Source organism: Actinoallomurus bryophytorum (assembly GCF_006716425.1).
Classification (GTDB): domain Bacteria; phylum Actinomycetota; class Actinomycetes; order Streptosporangiales; family Streptosporangiaceae; genus Actinoallomurus; species Actinoallomurus bryophytorum.
This window is the reverse complement of sequence record NZ_VFOZ01000001.1, coordinates 248,521-262,225: the sequence shown is the minus strand read 5'-3', so window position 1 is coordinate 262,225 and position 13,705 is coordinate 248,521. Positions and strand designations below refer to the sequence as shown.

23 protein-coding genes are annotated in these 13,705 nt (G+C 70.0%); 8 read left to right on the top strand and 15 right to left on the bottom strand.

All coding sequences use genetic code 11. The features are described from left to right. Window positions 1-461 precede the first annotated feature (461 nt). The 4 genes from FB559_RS01315 to FB559_RS01300 form a co-directional block, all read right to left on the bottom strand. On the bottom strand, window positions 462-1,262 hold the full coding sequence (locus FB559_RS01315) for a phosphatase PAP2 family protein (RefSeq protein ID WP_246121292.1): 801 nt from the start codon (window positions 1,260-1,262) through the stop codon (window positions 462-464). 13 nt (window positions 1,263-1,275) lie between these two features. Beyond that, complete coding sequence (locus tag FB559_RS01310) at window positions 1,276-2,106, bottom strand: phosphatase PAP2 family protein (protein WP_141952371.1); 831 nt, start codon at window positions 2,104-2,106, stop codon at window positions 1,276-1,278. 567 nt (window positions 2,107-2,673) lie between these two features. After that, complete coding sequence (locus FB559_RS01305) at window positions 2,674-3,072, bottom strand: OsmC family protein (protein ID WP_141952368.1); 399 nt, start codon at window positions 3,070-3,072, stop codon at window positions 2,674-2,676. 41 nt (window positions 3,073-3,113) lie between these two features. Further along, complete coding sequence (locus tag FB559_RS01300) at window positions 3,114-3,599, bottom strand: HAD domain-containing protein (protein ID WP_141952366.1); 486 nt, start codon at window positions 3,597-3,599, stop codon at window positions 3,114-3,116. A 295-nt stretch (window positions 3,600-3,894) separates the two neighbouring features. Between FB559_RS01300 and FB559_RS01295 the strand changes: the two genes are divergently transcribed. Beyond that, complete coding sequence (locus tag FB559_RS01295) at window positions 3,895-5,112, top strand: MFS transporter (protein WP_141952364.1); 1,218 nt, start codon at window positions 3,895-3,897, stop codon at window positions 5,110-5,112. A gap of 255 nt (window positions 5,113-5,367) precedes the next feature. Here the strand turns inward: FB559_RS01295 and FB559_RS43570 are convergent, their stop codons facing one another. Continuing rightward, a complete protein-coding gene (locus FB559_RS43570) occupies window positions 5,368-5,538 on the bottom strand; it encodes a hypothetical protein (protein WP_185791996.1) in 171 nt (56 codons plus the stop codon). Window positions 5,539-5,673: 135 nt separating this feature from the next. Here FB559_RS43570 and FB559_RS01290 point away from each other — a divergent pair, with 135 nt between their 5' ends. The 4 genes from FB559_RS01290 to FB559_RS01275 are packed head-to-tail and all read left to right on the top strand — an operon-like array spanning window position 5,674 to window position 7,044. After that, window positions 5,674-5,982 (top strand): hypothetical protein, encoded by a 309-nt coding sequence (locus FB559_RS01290; protein WP_141952362.1) that lies wholly within the window; start codon window positions 5,674-5,676, stop codon window positions 5,980-5,982. Then, window positions 5,979-6,215, top strand: coding sequence for a hypothetical protein (locus FB559_RS01285; protein WP_141952360.1), 237 nt, complete (start codon window positions 5,979-5,981; stop codon window positions 6,213-6,215). Before FB559_RS01290 ends, FB559_RS01285 begins: the two co-directional genes overlap by 4 nt. Beyond that, complete coding sequence (locus FB559_RS01280) at window positions 6,212-6,844, top strand: DUF2637 domain-containing protein (RefSeq protein ID WP_141952358.1); 633 nt, start codon at window positions 6,212-6,214, stop codon at window positions 6,842-6,844. Before FB559_RS01285 ends, FB559_RS01280 begins: the two co-directional genes overlap by 4 nt. After that, window positions 6,841-7,044, top strand: a complete 204-nt coding sequence (locus FB559_RS01275; protein ID WP_141952355.1) for a hypothetical protein — start codon at window positions 6,841-6,843, stop codon at window positions 7,042-7,044. Before FB559_RS01280 ends, FB559_RS01275 begins: the two co-directional genes overlap by 4 nt. A gap of 58 nt (window positions 7,045-7,102) precedes the next feature. On the opposite strand, the gene FB559_RS01270 is transcribed toward FB559_RS01275, so the two are convergent. Continuing rightward, on the bottom strand, window positions 7,103-7,348 hold the full coding sequence (locus tag FB559_RS01270; RefSeq protein WP_141952353.1) for a GntR family transcriptional regulator: 246 nt from the start codon (window positions 7,346-7,348) through the stop codon (window positions 7,103-7,105). An 87-nt stretch (window positions 7,349-7,435) separates the two neighbouring features. Between FB559_RS01270 and FB559_RS01265 the strand changes: the two genes are divergently transcribed. From FB559_RS01265 to FB559_RS01260, 3 genes are all read left to right on the top strand, one after another. Then, complete coding sequence (locus FB559_RS01265; RefSeq protein ID WP_141952351.1) at window positions 7,436-7,693, top strand: hypothetical protein; 258 nt, start codon at window positions 7,436-7,438, stop codon at window positions 7,691-7,693. Next, window positions 7,690-7,839, top strand: a complete 150-nt coding sequence (locus FB559_RS43565; RefSeq protein ID WP_185791995.1) for a hypothetical protein — start codon at window positions 7,690-7,692, stop codon at window positions 7,837-7,839. Before FB559_RS01265 ends, FB559_RS43565 begins: the two co-directional genes overlap by 4 nt. A gap of 281 nt (window positions 7,840-8,120) precedes the next feature. Then, window positions 8,121-8,234: a DUF397 domain-containing protein gene (locus tag FB559_RS01260; protein ID WP_185791994.1), complete on the top strand. Its 114-nt coding sequence runs from the start codon at window positions 8,121-8,123 to the stop codon at window positions 8,232-8,234. 601 nt (window positions 8,235-8,835) lie between these two features. Here FB559_RS01260 and FB559_RS01255 read toward each other — a convergent pair. The 9 genes from FB559_RS01255 to FB559_RS01215 form a co-directional block, all read right to left on the bottom strand. Next, complete coding sequence (locus FB559_RS01255; RefSeq protein WP_141952349.1) at window positions 8,836-9,681, bottom strand: hypothetical protein; 846 nt, start codon at window positions 9,679-9,681, stop codon at window positions 8,836-8,838. Then, window positions 9,678-9,935 carry a hypothetical protein gene (locus FB559_RS43560; RefSeq protein WP_185791993.1) on the bottom strand — a complete coding sequence of 86 codons (258 nt, stop codon included), beginning with the start codon at window positions 9,933-9,935 and terminating at the stop codon, window positions 9,678-9,680. Before FB559_RS43560 ends, FB559_RS01255 begins: the two co-directional genes overlap by 4 nt. Next, a complete protein-coding gene (locus FB559_RS01245) occupies window positions 9,919-10,203 on the bottom strand; it encodes a hypothetical protein (RefSeq protein WP_141952347.1) in 285 nt (94 codons plus the stop codon). Before FB559_RS01245 ends, FB559_RS43560 begins: the two co-directional genes overlap by 17 nt. A 38-nt stretch (window positions 10,204-10,241) precedes the next feature. Then, a complete protein-coding gene (locus FB559_RS01240; RefSeq protein WP_141952345.1) occupies window positions 10,242-10,814 on the bottom strand; it encodes a hypothetical protein in 573 nt (190 codons plus the stop codon). 101 nt (window positions 10,815-10,915) lie between these two features. Next, window positions 10,916-11,317 (bottom strand): hypothetical protein, encoded by a 402-nt coding sequence (locus FB559_RS01235; RefSeq protein WP_141952342.1) that lies wholly within the window; start codon window positions 11,315-11,317, stop codon window positions 10,916-10,918. Then, window positions 11,314-11,598 carry a hypothetical protein gene (locus FB559_RS01230; protein ID WP_141952340.1) on the bottom strand — a complete coding sequence of 95 codons (285 nt, stop codon included), beginning with the start codon at window positions 11,596-11,598 and terminating at the stop codon, window positions 11,314-11,316. Before FB559_RS01230 ends, FB559_RS01235 begins: the two co-directional genes overlap by 4 nt. A gap of 12 nt (window positions 11,599-11,610) precedes the next feature. Beyond that, a complete protein-coding gene (locus FB559_RS01225; protein WP_141952338.1) occupies window positions 11,611-11,847 on the bottom strand; it encodes a hypothetical protein in 237 nt (78 codons plus the stop codon). Between the two features lie 2 nt (window positions 11,848-11,849). Beyond that, window positions 11,850-12,041, bottom strand: coding sequence for a hypothetical protein (locus tag FB559_RS01220; RefSeq protein WP_141952335.1), 192 nt, complete (start codon window positions 12,039-12,041; stop codon window positions 11,850-11,852). Beyond that, complete coding sequence (locus FB559_RS01215) at window positions 12,028-13,626, bottom strand: DnaB-like helicase N-terminal domain-containing protein (protein ID WP_185791992.1); 1,599 nt, start codon at window positions 13,624-13,626, stop codon at window positions 12,028-12,030. The genes FB559_RS01220 and FB559_RS01215 overlap by 14 nt, the downstream gene beginning before the upstream one ends. Window positions 13,627-13,705: the final 79 nt, after the last annotated feature.

The following is a 13,705-nucleotide window of genomic DNA, read 5'->3' as shown; positions in this document are numbered from 1 at the left end:
CAAATGGGGCGTTATTGACTTCCGTTGGCCGTGTTCATGCGGGCGCGCTTCGAGCACTCCTGCGTGTCACGGGTTTCGGGCTCGTACGATACAGGCCCGGACGTTGATGGACAATCACGATCAATGGGGGGTGGCCTGCGGTAATGGCGGACCGGCGCGTGGTCTTCGGCGGTCGTTTCAAGCGCCGGGTTTCGGTCGCCGTTATGTCGATTGTGACCGACGGTGATCGATCGGCGCGGGGTGTTCTCGGCATCCGGGAAGGGTGCGTTAAGAGTGATATTTCCGGCGCGGGTGGAGGGAAAGGGATGCGCCTATGGCGCACGGAATGGCCGAAGGCCGGAGGGCGGCCCGGGGCGGTGACGGATACGAGGGTCGGCACCGGCTGCGGGGTGGGCGGTAACGGCTTACGGCGTGTGGCCTGCCATACGGGCCGGGGCGTGGCCGCGGGTGCGTCCCGCGGGTCAGTCGCGGGAGAAGACGCGGGCGACCGGGCCGAGCCGGGGGATCACCAGCCGTACGCCGCGGGTGGCCAGGTAGCCGAGGCCCAAGGTGATCGCTCCGCCCACGGCATCCAGGAAGTAGTGGTTGGCCGTGCCCAGGATGGCGATGATGGTCGCGGCCGGGTAGCAGAAGGCGAGGACCTTCGCCCAGCGGGGGCGTACGACGTCGGCGACGGCGATCGCGCACCACAGGGCCCAGCCCGTGTGGAGGGACGGCATCGCGGCGTACTGGTTCGACACCGAGCCGATCGGTGAGGCGCCCGAGGCGTACAGGCCCTCGGTGTGGAACGCCAGGACGGTGTCCACGAAACCGGGCAGCATCCGTGGGGGTGCGAGGGGGAGCAGCCAGAACCCGATCAGCGCCAGCACGGTCGTCGCGAAGATCAGCCGCCGGTAGAAGACGTAGCGGTCCTGGTGCCGGAGGTACAGCCAGGCGAGGACGCCGGGCGTGACGACGAAGTGCAGCGTCGAATAGTAGTAGTTGCCGGCGACGCCGAGCCAGTGGACCTGGATGAACAGATGGTTGATCCACCGCTCGGGGTCCAGGTGCAGGAACCGCTCGAAATCGAGGATCTGGTGACCGAACCGCAGCGCCCGCGTGTGCGTGGTGGGCACGAGGTTGCGTACGAGAGAGTACGCGCTGTAACACAGGGCGATGAGGAGGATCTCGCGGTAGAGCCGAGGACGTTTCCCGGCCGGCTGGTCCCCTGGCGCCTCCATCACGTCGCCCGTGGCGACTGGCGCTACGGCCGAACTCGACATGATCTCCATGGTGTCAGATCGAGCGGCCGAGGCTCTCGACAATAGTTGTCTTGTTTGTCACTTCGTGATCCTTCGCTGGACTTGGCCGGTTCTCCCGCAGATGGAGGATAAGGCCTACGAACAGGGCGAACGCCATCACAGCGACGCCTGCCACGGCGTCAAGCAGGTAATGATTGGCGGTTGAGAAGATCACGGTGATTGTGACGATTGGGTAAAGGGCCGCGATTGCCATGATCAATGGCCGCCGGGTGCTCACGATCACCGCCACCGCACACCAGATCGCCCACCCGGCGTGCATCGAGGGCATCGCGGCGAACTGGTTGGTGAGAGACCCCGCCTGCGGCGAGGAGTACAGGCCGAAACTGTGGAACGCCGTCACCGGGTCGACGAACCCCGCCCCGCCGATGAACCGCGGCGGAGCGAGCGGGTAGAACCAGAACCCCACCAGCGCGATGGCCGTGGCGACGAGCAGGGACGTGCGCAGCCAGCGGTAGTGCACCGGCCGCCGCCGGTACAGCCATACGAGAACCAGCAGCGTGACGGCGAAGTGCGCGGTCGCGTAGTAGATGTTGGCGACCTTGGCGAGTGCGGGAACGCGCAGGAGGGCGTGGTTGAGGCTCAGCTCGACGTTCGGGCCCAGTGCGTGCTCGAACCGCAGAACCTGACCGGCGTGGACGTATGCCGCGGCCTCGTCGTGGGGTATCAGTACGCGCACGAGCGTGTACGCACCGTAGAAGACGGCGATGAGGGCGATCTCCCACCAGAGCCGTGGAGACCACGACGCCTCGCGGGGCGGATGGTACGGCGCCGGGCGGACCGGGCATGGTGCGGCAAGCTGGGCCATGCTCTAAATCCTGTAGGAACCCTCTGCGTTTGTGATCACCTACAGGAATGGTCTGTGACTCGGCCCATATGAGTACGAGCCCTAGTCCTCAGGGTGGATACGGATGCCCGGATGGCCCGAATGGTCAACGAGGACAATCCGATTGATCGACAGTGCCGGAGAGTCGTACACCCAGGTGAGGCGCACCGACTCCGCAATGGTCCGGCCGCGACTCGGCCGGCGTACTCAAGGTTGACGCCGCCGTCGGTGAGTGGGGTGCGCCCGGAGGCCGTCGTTGACGCTCTGGCGTCCGGCCGCGGTCCCGTCCGGCGGCCGTGGCGCGTGCCGCGGCGGTGCTCTCGTGGGCCAGGGCGGTCCACGAGACGCCGTCGGCGGTAAGTAGTCCGGGTTCCGGCGCGGATGCGGTCATCCGGGCCGTGAGGGCCGCCCACGAGGACCGAGGCGTCCCGGCGGCCCCGAAGTCCACGCCCGCCCGGTCGCCGGTCGCCATCGCTGGAAACACGTGGCGGAGACCCGGGCCGCTCGGCGGGCAGGCAGAGGCGGGACCGCGGCCTCAGGACGGTGCGGCTACGGCAGCACCTGCTCGGTGGCCGTCACCTCGCGCAGCGCTCGCCCGACCGTGCAGTGCTTCTCGTGTACGCGGTGGGCGACGTCGGTGAAGACCTTGGCGGCGTCGTCATCGCCCGGGGGGAGTTCGACGTCGTAGGTGACCGTGATCGTGCCGAGCCGGGTGGGCGCGACCTTCTCGGCCTCGACCGTGGCCGCGAGCTTCACGAGCCGGTGGCCGCGGTCGGCGGTCAGCGGCTCGACCGTCACGATCTCGCAGCCGCCGAGGGCGGCCAGCAGGAGCTCCACCGGGCTGAAGACGCCGTCGTCGCTCGCGCCGCCGATGGCGACCTCGGCGCCACGGCCGTTCCGGGCGACGAAGCCCCCGTCGTCCGTGCGTTCAACCCGGACCGAAGTCATGATCACTCCCTTGTGTCGACCCGATGCCCGTAACCATGCCGCTATCGGAGTTGTTCCAGCCAGTCGCGCGCCTGCTCCACGTGGAGGTCGGTCAGCCCCTCCTGGGGATCGACCGGCACGATGAGGTGCGGGCCGAGCTCCGGCCCGGCGGCGAGCGCGTCGCTCACGTCCGGTTCGTCCTCGAGCCAGACGAAGGGTCGTTCGCCGACCCATTCGGCGACGTGGCGGGCCTTCCACCCCCCGTAGGTGTACCGGGGGTCCCGCGGGGGGATGGGGACCGACCGCAGGATGGGCAGCCCGACGCGGGGCCCGATCCAGTCGTTGGCCGTGTCGGTCCAGTAGCTGGCCCAGATCAGCTCCGCGCCCGTCGCCTCCGCAAGCCCGGTCAGCAATGGTCCGTGCCGGGGGTTGAGCAGGAGCCGGTACGTGATGCCGTTGGGCGTCGCCCGGTAGCGCTGATACCCGGGGGAGCGCTGCAGGGGGTTGAGAACACCGTCCACGTCGAGCAGTATCAGCGGCGTGTCCATGGTAGGGACGGTATGTCAGCTCGCATCCCCTTCCTAGGGCCGGGGGATGATCATCCATAAATGATCGCGTGCTATGCGGGCCGAAAATGGTGTTGTCCCGTCACCCGGAGGCCACGTACCGTCACCGGTGTAGCCGGTCGGAAGACAGGAGTCCGCATGCGCCTCGGCATGGTCAGGGTCCTCGCCTCGACGCGGGAGCCGGCCGAGCTCTGAGCCGCCGTCCGCGCGGCTCTCTCCCACGGCTCCTCGCCCTCGAGGCGGTCCCCCATGACCGCACTTCTCCGAGGAGCTCCCCTTGCGTACGCGGGCGTCCGCGCGTCTCGGCGCGGACTTCACCAGGCTCTGGACGGCCTCGGCCGTCTCCAACGTCGGCGATGGCGTCACCGTGGTCGCCGGCCCGCTGCTCGTCGCCTCTCTCACCCGTGACCCCGTGCTCGTCGCCGGCGCGGCGTTCGTCCAGTCGCTGTCCTGGCTGCTGTTCTCACTCGTCGGCGGCGTCCTGGCGGATCGCCTCGACCGGCGGCGGCTGATCGTCGTCATCGACGTCGTCCGTGCCGCCGCGCTCGCCGGGCTGTGTGCCGCCGTGGCGACGGGGACGGTGGGCATCCTTCTCGTCTACGCCGTGTTCTTCCTGCTCGGCGCCTGCGAGACGATCGCCGACACGGCCGCCGTCGCCCGGTTACCGGCCATCGTGGCGCCCGGCAGTCTCGCGGCGGCCAACGCCCGGCTGATGGCCACCTTCACGGTCGGCAACCAGTTCGTCGCCAAGCCACTGGGCGCCTGGCTTTTCGCCGGCGCGGCGGCGCTGCCGTTCGGCGTGGACGCCGTCTCGTTCGTGGCGGCGAGCGTACTGGTGGCCGGGATGCGGTCCGTCCCGGCCGAGCCACGGTCGCGCGGGACCCTGCGCGGCGACATCGCCGAGGGCGTCCGCTGGTTGTGGTCGAGGCGGCTCCTGCGCTGCCTGGCACTGTCGATGGGGATCGCGAACGTCGCCTTCTGCGGAGCCTTCGCGGTCTTCGTCCTGTACGCGCGCGAGCGGCTGGGTCTGTCGGGCGTCGGTTACGGCCTTCTGCTCACCACCTTCGCGGTGGGAGGCCTGACCGGTACGTTCGTCGCCGGCCGTCTCCAGAGGTGGTTCGGCACCACCTCGGTGCTCCGCGCGGGGCTGTTCGTCGAGGCGCTCACCCACCTGACACTCGCGGTCACGAGGAAGCCCTGGCTCGCCGCGGCGATCCTCGTCGTCTTCGGGGTGCACACGATGGTCTGGGGAGTGATCGTGACGACGTTGCGTCAGCGGGCCGTGCCCGACCGGCTGCTCGGCAGGGTCGCCGGTGTCCAGACGCTGCTCGAGGCGGGCGGTGCCACGCTCGGGCTGCTCCTGGGCGGTGTGCTCGCCCAGAGCCTGGGCGTCACCGCGCCGTACTGGATCGCCTGCGCGGCCATGCTCTCGGTCGCGGCGGCGGCGTGGGGTCCCCTGGGCGAGGCGTCCGGCAGGGTCGTCCACGGAGAGTAGGAGCCGGCCGTCCATGCGAAAGGCCACCGGCCCCGCCCGGAAGGGGCAGGGCCGGTGGCCTCACACGTCCAGATGTGCCCTGGACGGGCTTCGATCAGCAGTCGTAGTACATCTCGAACTCCACACGGGGGCGCCGCGACCTGCGGAGAGTCCCGCAATACGCCTCGTGAACAGGCGCTTTACTTCCCAACGTTTCCCATCGTTTCCCGGCTCTACTCAGCGTCCGGCGGAACGGAGACGGAACAGGGATCGAGATCATTTCTTGCGGAGGTAGCGCCGAAGGCAGTCGTTGACGACGTCGCTGACGTTCTTGCCCTCGGCCTCGGCCTTCGCCTTCGCGTCGTCCCAGACCTCATCCGGTACGCGCACTGTACGGTTCGGCGTCTGACCGGTGGCCGGTCGGCCGCGAGGCTTCTTTTCTGCCATGGCAGGAATGCTAGCCCAAAAGCCTTGACGGGCATAGCGCAACGTGATTATCTGCCATTGCAAGTAAGCGGCCCCACCCGGTGTTCGAGCACCGGACGGGGCCTAGGGATCCAACCTGGCGAGAGGCCGAACCCCATGGCACCCGAGTCTACGAACATCACCCCGCCGGCGGGCGGCGAACGCACGGCGCGCCCCGGCGAGACCTGCAGCTGCGGCCGGCTGGCCGTCATCGCCTACGTCACCGCGGACCACGGTGACGTGCCGTTCTGCGGCGAGCACTCCACCGACACGGCGCCGAGGATGACCGTCGCGGACATCAACCGCGAGTGGGAGGCGATCCGGGCGGACTGGGACGCCCACACCGCCGCGGGCGACGTCATCATGCAGCGCGTCGCGGCGCTCCAGCGCACCGTGCAGGCCATGCTCGCCGAGGGCGAGCTGTGAGCGCGCCGGCCACCGCCGTGCCCGCCTGGGCGCGCGCGGCCATCGACGGCCTCGACCGCGTGAAGGCGGACGCGCGCGGACAGCTGACCCACGCCGAGTACGATCTGCTCGCCGCCGCCGATCTGCTGCTGCGGGCCCGGTTCGGAGAGACGCTCCTCGACGACGCGCACGAGATCGCCCGCGACCTGGCGAGTGCCGCCGCGCGGGAGCTCGACGCCGAGGCGGTCCGATGAGCGCCCGGACCATCGCCCGTACGGTCACCGTCGCCCTGATGGGCGTGGCGGTCCTGGTCGCCACCGGGGACGGCTTCGCGCAGTCCTACGCGGGGCTGTACGGCTGGGCGACCGAGCACGGCCTGCACGGCTGGAAGGCGCAGTCCTTCCCGCTGATGGTCGACCTGTTCATCGGCGTCGGTGAACTCGGCCTGTTCCTGCTCGCCATCGATGGGCACCGGTTGCGCCGGTCGCTCATGTCGTGGCTGGACCTGATCGTGCCCGCGGCCGTCGCCGCGTCCGGCTGGTGCGCCTCGCTGGTTTTCAACGTGGGACACGTCGAGGTGCACGACTTCGCGACGCAAGCCACCGCGGCCGTACCGCCGCTCGCCTCGATGGTCGGCCTGCTCGTGCTCCTGCGCACGCTCCACCGGTACGTGGCGCTGAGCAGCGAACCGTTGGCGAGGACCACCGCACCCGTTGAGATCGAGCCGTACCTGACCCGCGCTCGGGACGTGTTCGGCGAGCAGCTGGCCGGCGGCGAGGTCCCGAGCCTCCGCCGGCTGAAGGCTGGTCTCCGCATCGGGCAGCCGCGCGCCAAGGAAGTACACGCGCACCTGACCGCACTCACCGGGCAGGCGCGGTCATGAGCGGCCGGACGCACGCGGAGCGCGTCGAGGACTATCGGCGGGAGCTCCGAGCCATACCGTCGCTGACCGACGAGCAGGTCGCCCGGTACGCACGCTGTTTCGTCTACCTGGAGGGCCTCGCCGTGTCCGATCCGGAGAAGTTCGACGGCTACATGGCCGAGCTCACGGCGATCGAGGACGGGACGTGGTCTTCGGAGTAGCAGGCGCCACCGACAGAACGGGTTCCCCTCATCAGTAGAGAGGGAACCCGTTCGCGTCTCAGCTCTTGCCGGACTGCTCGATGACGAAGATGCCCATGCCGGTGACGGTCTCGACCAGGCCCTCATCCTTCAGCACCTGGATGGCCTTGCGGAGTGTGTCCCGCGCCACCTCGAACTCCTGCTCCAGCTCGACCAGACTCGGGATGCGCCGGCCTGGCGGGATCTCGCCGGACTCGATGCGCTCGCGCAGAATCCCCGCTATCTGCCGGTACGGCGGGATGGGTCCATCCCGGTCGATGCTCATGATCAAAACGTTAGGTGACCAGCACAGACGTACCATAGCTACCCCAGGGGGTAGACGGGGGTAGCACACCAGACGTACGGTGCGGACATGGCCGAACCCTTCCCCGGTCGATGGGTGCCGACGTTCGCGACGGACATCCAGCCCGGTGACAAGATCCGCATCGATGGCAAGACCGAGCGCTACGTGATCGGTCGCGACTACCCGCCCAGCTTCCGCGCGGCATTCCGGATCGAGTACACGACCGGCGCCGAGGGCATCTACAAGACCGACCTGGTGGAGATCTGGGACGAAGACGGTTCGGTGTCCCAGCGGGTCATGGACCTCAGCGCCGCGGCGGTCCGATGATCGCCAACAGCGGGCCCGGCGGCCGGGAGCCCATGACTCCCGAGGAGTTCACGCACGCCATGCAGATGCTGCGCCACGAGCCTGTGCGCCACGACCCGGACGACCTGGAGCCGGACGACGAGGACGACGAGGACGCCGGCCAGTGAGCTCACCCTGGCTGGAGATCATGTATCTGCGCTATCAAGAGGCTCAGGCCGAGTGCGACGATGCCGAGGACGCGCCCGAGGACGACCCGAAGCCACCGCCCCCCTGATCGGATGAGGTGGGGGCGTCGCGGTCAAACCTTGGGGAAGGAGCCGCGCCCCTGCCTCGTCCCCCCAGACGGCCCCGGCACGTTGTTCACCCCTCGTGCCGGGGTCCCAGGCGCCGCGTCCCGAGGCTGCGAATGTCCTCGGGACGCGGCGACAACGAGAGAGAGGGGAACGGCATGACGACATGGAAGACGTCGAGCTACAGCGGTACCGGCGACGAGCAGGGCGGCGGTAACTGCGTCCAGGTCGCCGAACTCTGCGACGGGCAGGACTGGTTCGCCAACGCCTGACCCGGCACAACTGGCCGGCCGCTCTCCCATCCCCCAGGGAGGCGGCCGGCCTTCTGCTGTTACCCCCCGGCCCAATGTCCCTCTGCGTGACGGCGGCGCACCTCACTCGAACGGCACCGAAAACTCTCCCCACGCAGAGTGATAATGCCCCCCCGGGTCGAAGTCCATATGAGTGACGGCGGGAGACCTCGCGCACTGGCTCCCGTTTTTACACATGGCTCTAAGTAGTTTCCGCTGCGTGCTCCCTCCCGGCCAGTTACGGAACGTTATGGACCACGGGGAGAGAAAAGGGAGACGGACGAGGTCTCCCACCTGTCATGATCCAATGGACTTTGATGGGGGGCCCCTGACCTGCGACGATGCCATGCTCACGGCCCTGACCTGCACAAACGTCCGATGCCCTGACCTGCATTGATACGCGCAACGCCCTGACCTGCACTAACGTCGATCACGTGCAGTGATTGTCACCGCTCACGCGCCTATCACTGTGTGTGACCTATGAGGCCGAGGTGCGCGGGCCGCATCATTGACGTCAGAAGGATGAGACGTCTCTTCGACCTTGCCTGTGACGTGTGCAGGGTTGACGCACCTCGGCCTCTGCTCAGGTGGCGACCAGGGGCAGCGAGGCGAAGGCGAGCAGGCTCATCAGGCCAGGCGCCGGCCAGTCAGCCCCCGCCTTGTCGGGGGCGTCACTACTGATGACCCCCTCCTCCTGGGCGTGCTCGACGGGGGCGTGGCGGTGGCGCTGGAAGGCTGCCCGTACCTCGCTGTAGGTCTCCTCGGCCTGTGCCCGTACGAGGCCGTACGAGGCGCGTGGTGCCAGGGCGCCGAGGCCCTCGGCGAGTCGATCGGCGTACGCCTCGGCCTCCTCGGATGTGCGCGGGTCGCGGCGCGGGTCGAGGGCGTGGCCGAGCTCGTGCAGCCACTGGCCGGTGGTGTGTCCGGCCGTCAGCTCGATCACGATGGCCTCGGCCTGCTGGCCGTCGACGTCGACGTGCGCGCGGTACGTGCAGCGTCCGGAGATGGCCGGGCCGAGGTCGGCGAGGTAGACGCCGAGGCGCCCGGTGGTGGCGCGTGCGTGCTCGACGGCGGCCTCGAGCAGTGGCAGGCCGTACAGCTCCGGGTCGACGTCGGCGACGACACCGGGCGGGAACGGCCGCGCGGGGGCCGGTGGCTGGACTGTAGCTAGGGCGAGCCGTGCGGCCTCGTGCAGCCATATCAAGGTGCGGTCGATGCCGTCGACGTCGAGCGTCGCGTGATCGCTCAGGGCGCGCCGTACGGTCCCCGGTGACATCTGCAACGCCAGGACAGCGAGCGTCATCGGGCCGAGGCCGAGGAACGTCGACCGCGCCACGCAGCGCGCCGCGGCGGCGCGCACCTCGCGGGGTGAGGCGGTCAGCAGGTCGCCGAGCACCTCACCCCACGCCACGCGGTCGAGTGCGGTCATGCGCCGAAGTCGCGTTCGACGTCCGTCCGGCCGAGGACGGCGCCGCCGGCCGTGCCGCGGTCGCGTGCGAGGTACTCGCCGTCGCCGAGGTCGACGGACTCCCCAGCGCGTACGGCCTTCGCTGCGGCGAGGGCCTCGATGAGGATGTCCGGCGTTGGGCAGACGGTGGCGAGCAGCGCGCTCGCGGCGTCCCGTCCTTCCAGGGTGGCGGCCTCGCTGATGGCGGTGATCTGCTCGTCAGTGAATCGGGGCATGGGTGGTGGTCCTCTCTTCGGGCGCGGGCAGCTCGAGGCCGGCCGCGATGAGCATCTGCGTACATCCCGCGATCTCGTTCTCAGCGATCATGCGCGGGCCACTGACGGGGTCCAGGAGTCCGATCACCGCGGTCCGTACGTCCACGAGGCGCTCCCACTGCCAGCACGGCTTGTTGATCGCGTGCCGGTCGGGGGCGGCGAGTGCGACGTTGATCCGCTCGAGGAGGACCTGGGCGACGTCGAGCACGGCGACCACGTCGCGGGACATGGCACGCATCCCGCGGGCGTGCACAGCCTGTTCGGGGGTCACAGCGCGGCCGCTTCGTCCACGGACAGCCACCGCGAGTCGGCGATGAGCTGGCGGCACAGCGCGGCGGTGGGGAAGTTCGCGACGGCCTCGGCCATCGTGATGCCGCCGCGGTTCCGCTTGGCGATCTCCTGCCACAACCGGTACGCCCGTACGGGCGCGTCGTCCTCGGCGAACAGCCACGAGCGGAAGCCACCGAACCCGTCCGCGATCCCCTCGGCCGCGGGCGCGACAAGCTGACGGCCCGCCCACTCGAGATCGGCGATGGTCCACGGCTCGTTCACCGGGCCGGTGTCGCGGGGCACGAACTTCCGTGAGCCGCGCGGTTCGGCGTAGCCCGGTGCGGCACGGTGCAGCAGTACGCCGTGCTGCCCGGCGCCGTCCGGCCGGTCTTCGGGCACGCAGATGTGCTCGACGCCGGCGCCGCTGGAGATGACGAGGTCGCCGTCGCGGGTCAGCCAGACGTCGTTCACGTCCCGCACGGGGAAGCCGTACTCGGCGGCGCGTTCGAGGAGTTCGGGCGCGGGGATGCGCGGGCGAACCGGCCGGACGGGAAGCACTGGCGTGGACATGGGTGTCTCCTTCATTCGTGGGGCGCCGCGCACCATGCGCGGCGCGTTCGCGTCGAGTCCTGCGAGGGTGCGCCGACCGCGGAGGGCGGCCCACCGGACGGTCACCGGAACAGGCCCTTGTCGATCCGGCCGGGGTCGACGGGTGCCGACGTGTAGGCGTTCGGGCCGGCCGACTGGCAGCGCTGCTCGAGAGCGGCAATCAGCTCGGGTCGCTGCGCCCACGCGGGCCGGTTCCGTTCGGTGTGCAGGACCCGGCCGGGCGGGAACGCGGCCGACTTGTCGACCGTCGCGAGGATCCGCTCGGGTGAGGCGTCGGGCTCGGGCCAGCCGAGGAGATCGGCAAGGCGCGTAGCGAGCAGGTTCTGCCCGGGCTCGGTGGCGACGGTGAGCCAGAGCACGTGTGCGCGTTCTTGGCCGTTGCTCTGGTCGGCCTTCGCCCACTCGGCGAGGTCCTCGCCGCGCAGACCCTCGGGCGGTCGGGGTGCGGTGTCGGGGACGTTCACGCGATCCACACCGACCCTTCGACCGAACCGGTGGTGGACAGGTACAGGCCGTTTACGGCGCGCAGACCGCCATCGATCGTGACCGGCGGGGTGGTGGCTCCGGACGTTCCCAGGGCGTAGGCGTACAGCACGGTGCCCGACGCGGCTGAGGCGTTGTCGTAGATCTTCACCGTGTTGCCCGAGCCGCTGGTGTCCCGCAGCGACAGGCCGCGGAGCGTGCAGGGACCGGCCTGAACCGCGCCAGTCCCGGTGACGGCTTTCGCGCTCGCTTGAGCGGTCATGGGGTCTCTCCTCTATCTCTGTGCCGGTTCGGGCATCGCGTACGGCCGCGCGGGTGCGGCCTGCTCGGCCTCGGCGTTCATCTGGGCGATGGCCGCCAGGGCGGTCGTGACGATCCCGGCGGCGAGGACGGCCCACCAGACGCCGACCAGGCCGCCCACGGCGACGACGACGGCGAGCAGGCCGCCGAGGCCGGCGAAGTTCGAGGCGGCGCCGGCGGGCAGGCGCGGCACGGTGATGTGGATGGTCATGATCAGTTCCTCTCGTTCTGGATGCGTGCGAGCTTCGCGGCGTGGCGCTGGCGGAGGCCGGCCGCACGGACAGCGCTCCGGCGGGCCCGCGCGACACGCTCGGCCTCGCGGCGTCGGGCGTGCTCGGCGAGGCGCTCGGCGAGCCGGGCGTCGACCACGGCGACCACGTCCGCAGCGAGGTCATCGGGGGTCATCGATCGGCCCCTGATCGTCTGAGTGCGCCGCGGCGCACTGACCCTCTTCGGGGTGTGTGTGCGCCGTGCGCCCTATAGGCGCACTGGCGCACTCATCACTAGTGCGCTGGCGCACACTCGGCGCACTCGGCGCACTGGCGTTTTCGGGGGTGGTGGCGAAGTGCAGGATGGCCCGTCGAGGACCCTCCGCCGTGTCGACCTTTCCCTGTCCGATGGCCCGGCGGAGCGCCGTACGGACGTCGAGCCGCTTATGCGGGTGCGGGCTCAGCGCCGACTCGACGGCGCGCCCGGACGCGCCCGGGTTCCCGGTGAGGTAGTCGAGGATGTCCGGGATCACGGCATCGGCCGCGGTCTCTCGGCGCGTGCCGCCGGCGAGCAGGAGGCGTCGGTGCGGCTGGTCGTAGGTCAGCAGGCCCTCGGGTACGTCGACGTCGCGGCCGTACGCGGAGAAGTAGCGGCGCGCGTCGGCGAGCGTCTCGCCGTCCTCGCCTTTCTCGCGTACGAGGCGCCACGTGACGTCGGGCCAGTCGAGGATGCGGCTGTCTCCTCGGGAGCGTTCGCCGTTGTGGCCCATGTGGTGGTTCACCAGGCCCTCGGACACGCCGGCCTCATCGAGGAGTGCGTCGAAGGCGACGAGGAACTGTCCGGCGTCCTTGTCCTCGCTCAGGCCGAGCGCGTCGAGGACGGGGCGGAGGCAATCGAGGATGACGACGCTGGCCTCGATGGCGCGGAGCTTCGTCGCCCAGCGGGCCCGGCCGGCGCGGTCGCGTAGGTCGAACGTGCCGACCTTCCCTCGCAGCGACAGGACGGCCACCTGCCGGGTGTTCACGATGCCCTGATCGCGGAGCCAGCGGCGGAGCATGCGTTCGTCGAGCTCGTTGTCGATGATGACGACGCGGCCCTCGGGCGGGGTGACGCTGAACGCGCCGAGGAACTCCTCCTTGTCGACCAGGGCCCGCACGACGTTGTCCCGCATGGTCGTCTTCCCGGCCTTGAACTGTGCGGCGGCCACGATCCGGCCACCGACCGGCCAGAGACCGTCAACGCGGTAGAACGCCGGCTCATCCTCCACGGCGAGGAAGTCGTCGAGGAGGATGAACTCCGGCCCGCCGAGTGCGCCCGCGCGCTCCTGTCGAGTCAGATCGAGGGCGGCGATGACGTCGGTGACGACCTCGGCCGCGTCCGCCTCTGGGCTCTGCAGCCGCTGCCGGGCGTGCTCGACGACCTCCAGCGCGCGGCGGCGCGTGCCGAGTCCGGCGACGATGCCCGCGTGATACTCGATCTCCACACCCGGCGGCGCGACGGCGTACAGCTCGGCGAGGTAGGCGCCCTCGCCCACACGCGCGATCTCGCCGCGGCGTCGCAGTTCGTCCCGCAGGACTACCGGGTCGGTCGGTCGGCCGGTCACGGTGAGGTCGACCAGCGCCCGCCAGATCATCCGGTGTGCGGGCCGCACGAAGTCGTCCGAGCCGTCGAGGACGTCGATGGCCCGCTCGACAGCCGCGGCCGAGGTCATGCACGCGCCGAGCACCGCGCGCTCGGCGTCGATATCGGCGATCAGCGGACCGTCTGGCTCACTCGTCACGGGGCCACCACCCCCGACGTCGAAGTGCCGCTTCGACGTACCGCGGTGGTAGCGGGCGCACGCCGACGTCGGCGAGGTG